This window comes from Bacillus sp. FG16, assembly GCF_057809515.1.
In genome coordinates this window covers 1-3511 of the sequence record NZ_JBMDKC010000194.1, presented here as the reverse complement: position 1 = coordinate 3511, position 3511 = coordinate 1, and the positions used below count along the sequence as shown (strand labels likewise).

The 3511-nt window shown below is 35.9% G+C and carries 3 pseudogenes; 1 reads left to right on the top strand and 2 read right to left on the bottom strand.

Annotated features, from left to right (window positions below):
- Window positions 1–356: 356 nt before the first annotated feature.
- Window positions 357–839, top strand: a pseudogene (locus tag ACODS7_RS31320) (helix-turn-helix domain-containing protein); the annotation flags it as partial.
- A gap of 121 nt (window positions 840–960) precedes the next feature.
- Here ACODS7_RS31320 and tnpC read toward each other — a convergent pair.
- Window positions 961–2363: pseudogene (gene tnpC, locus ACODS7_RS31315) on the bottom strand (IS66 family transposase).
- Between the two features lie 100 nt (window positions 2364–2463).
- Window positions 2464–3300: pseudogene (locus tag ACODS7_RS31310) on the bottom strand (IS4 family transposase); the annotation flags it as partial.
- Window positions 3301–3511: the final 211 nt, after the last annotated feature.

Here is a 3511-nt window from a genome sequence, read left to right as displayed (position 1 = left end):
TTATGGGTTAAAATCCCTGACTTGATAATCTAGGAGGTCACTTCATATTATCTCAACAGCTTTATCAAAGGAATAGAAAGAGACTTAACAGCTGTGAAAAATGGTATCGCTTATGAATATAATAATGGTCTAGCTGAAGGGAAAATTAATAAATTAAAGTTGGTGAAACGCACTATGTATGGCCGTTGTCTGTTCGATTTGTTAAGAAACAAAATTTTATTACTTGAATATGAGAAATGAAGGCTTTTCAACTAACTTTGGAAAGAACCCTAAAACTGAGCCACAATCGCAGTTGAAATGTGAGCCACTTTTATATCAGAATAATCCTAACTTCATAGAGTTAGGAGGATATAGAGGTGATCAGTTTGAAGAAGAAACAACAAATTTTAATTGATTTTCATCAAAATGGAAAAAGTCAACGTACCATCGCAAAAGAACTTGGTATGTCACGGAATACAGTCAAAAAATATATTGATCAAGATTTAGTAGCTCGAAAACAAGATACTCGTAAGCTACCAATCCCAACTAATTCTGTAATGCCTCCGGCATACAAAAAACGAGTTAGTCCAAAGAAAGCACTCACAAAATCGGCTATGAGGCGGATTTGTGAAATGTTAAAACAAAATAAACAAAAACGTATTAGAAATATGCATAAACAACAATTGAAGATTGTGGATATTCATGAAAAATTATTAGATGAAGGTTTTAAGATTAGTTATACAACTGTGCGTAATTTTATTAGTGCAGAGGAAAAGAGACATAGAGAGGTATTTATACGTCAAAAGCCTACAGCTGGTCAAGAAATTGAATTTGATTGGGGGGAAGTCAAACTTTTAATTGTAACTACTCAGCTTAATTAGGAAAAAGGGCATACCAAATACATGTTTTTCATTCGAAAACATGAAAAAGAAAGTACTCCCATAAGAGAAAGAAACTAGATTAAACAGAGAATTTCTCTTATTAAGTTGTGCGATTCCAAGGAACCGTTCCGGCTACTATAACCTGACCTATTGCTTGTAAGACAGATTGTTTTTGTTTTTTCATGGTACTCATAAAGCTTCTTATCTGACAAAAAGATTCTGCGCCTTTCTTACTTCGGAAAGTTCCAGACACTTTCTGTTTGACTTTCGTCATTCGAATATCCCTTTCCGCTTGATTATTATCAAATGGAATGTCTGGATGTTCCAAGAATGCTAGGATTCTATCAGCATATTTGACGAAGCGATTCCATAAATTTTGAGCAGGCGTCTGCTTTCCTTTCTTTTTTAATTCTGCAGAAAAGACTCGTTGTTCTTTCAGTATGGCTTGATAGAGAGTAAATAGATTCTGCTGCTTTCCCTTTGGCAGACTTCCTTTGTATTGTTTTTTCAGCGTTAAAGCTTGCGTTAGAAATTTCTTCATCTGCTGCGCCCATTTTTGCCCCGTATTATCTATAATTCCTTGCAAATCTCGTAAGAGATGGGCATTGCATAATACATGTCGACAATCTGTATACGCATCATACGATTTCCAACCATCATGCATCGCAATTCCAGAAAAAGACGGTAAAATTCCGCCCGCATCCATTGCTTCTTTTCCGCGTTTTTGATGAATATGTTGCAAGGTCACCTCCGGTGTACTAGCAGTATGTAACCATTGTGTTTTATTTTCTACTCGCATACCGGTTTCATCAAAATGGACAACAGAAGACTTAAGGATCTTGTCTTTTACTTCTTGAAGAAAGGGCTGCAATTGAGCCGAAAAACTGTGTGTATGATTGACTAACGTTCCTTCACTAATCGAATGCTCAAAACAATCTTGAAAGAATTCTTTCGTTCGTTTCAAAGAAAGACACTGATAATGCGTTAAATAGGGAATCAATCTCTTTATATTTGGACCATATTGAACAGGACGAGAGACAGTAGAAGGAAATTGTGATTCTTGGATAGAGTGGCAATGTGGGCATTCTTTTTGTACCACTTTATATTCCATCACTTCTATTTGGATAGGTGGTAAATCATATACTTGGCGGATGCGGTATCCTGTTACAGGTTCGTGGTGTAAGGACGTGTGACAACAAGTACAATGTGTAGGAGAATAGGTAATTGTATGGTCTGGAGTTGTGGTCAAATGAAAAGCGTATGCCCTTTGTGGCCCAACTGGCCACCGGTTGAACGCTGGGATGATTTGCGCAAACTTTTTGTAATAGGTTTACGCAAATCATCTGTAGAAGGTGGTTTATGACTATTTGTAGAGTTTTTTTTTGAAGCATGTTCTAGTTCTTGAATCCGTTTTTCTAACTTAGAAAATGTTTCTTCAAATAAAGAAATAACAGCTTCAGGTCCTTTTTTATATGCATCTAAAATGATTTTTCGATTGATCATCCCATTCACCCCCTGTTTGATATACTCAGTATTTACAAATGGGAGGTATATGAAACTAGTAAAATTAAAAAAAGACACCAAAAGGTGGCTGAGTAGTTACCAAAACTTTTTGATCTCCAACATAAACGTTCCCTACTTCATAGGTCTCACCAGGTAATAAGCGCTCCATCATCATTTGTAAATTGATTTTTACATATTCCGTCTGTTTTTTGATCGTACCATTATGAAAAAATTCCGGACTAGGATTTTTGATGTATACATTTGTATTTAACTTTAGACGTGAAATAAAATATGCACCTCGTTGATCCATTTGATCTAAGTCTTCTAATGAAAAATAGCCTAAATCACGAATACATAAATCGCATGGCCGTAAGGTATCTAAACATTCTGTTCCGAATGTTTTATCATTATTTTTCCCTGGTCCAACTTGAAAGTTAAGAAATTGTCCACTATGTAAATCATATTCTAATTGAATTTTGATCCCAGCTGTTTGAGCGCAGCCCCCTGAACCAGGATATATATGTTCCAAGGTATTAGGCACTTGAAACATGGTGGCATCCATGATGCGAATGCGCTTAAAATGGGTAAAAAGTTGGTTAGAAATGTGAGTTTGCTCACAGACTTTTTGTTGTAACAACAAAGAAAAGATATGTTTTAAAAATAACACTGATTTTGCAGTAAATCGTTTATTTAAGCCCTCCGGGCTGAGTAAAGTACCTGTAGCTGCATGAAGCCTACTACATAATCGGACTAAAGGATCACTGGCCACCCGTTGGCTAATCCAAATACAAATGGTAGCTAAATCGGATCCTGAAAACTTTCGTTTTCGCTTAATAAATCCAATTTCTCTTGCCAATTCTTCTAAAAACACAGGTGTGATATAGCGCTGTAATTCTTCTGCAAATGGTTGTAGTTCATCTTGAATTGAGAGATTCATAAAAAAACGTCATCCTTTCTATTTAGCTTTTTAGAAAGAATAACGTTTTTTTACACTTGGGGGTAGTAAAGATTCTTAAGTTGATGGGCATGCGGCTGTACCCCTATAAATCACAGCTCTTACAGGCAGTAAATAATCACGTCCAACATAGACAACAGGAATTTCATACAATTCACCTGGTTGTAGATTTTCCATAATCGCTTCTAAATCA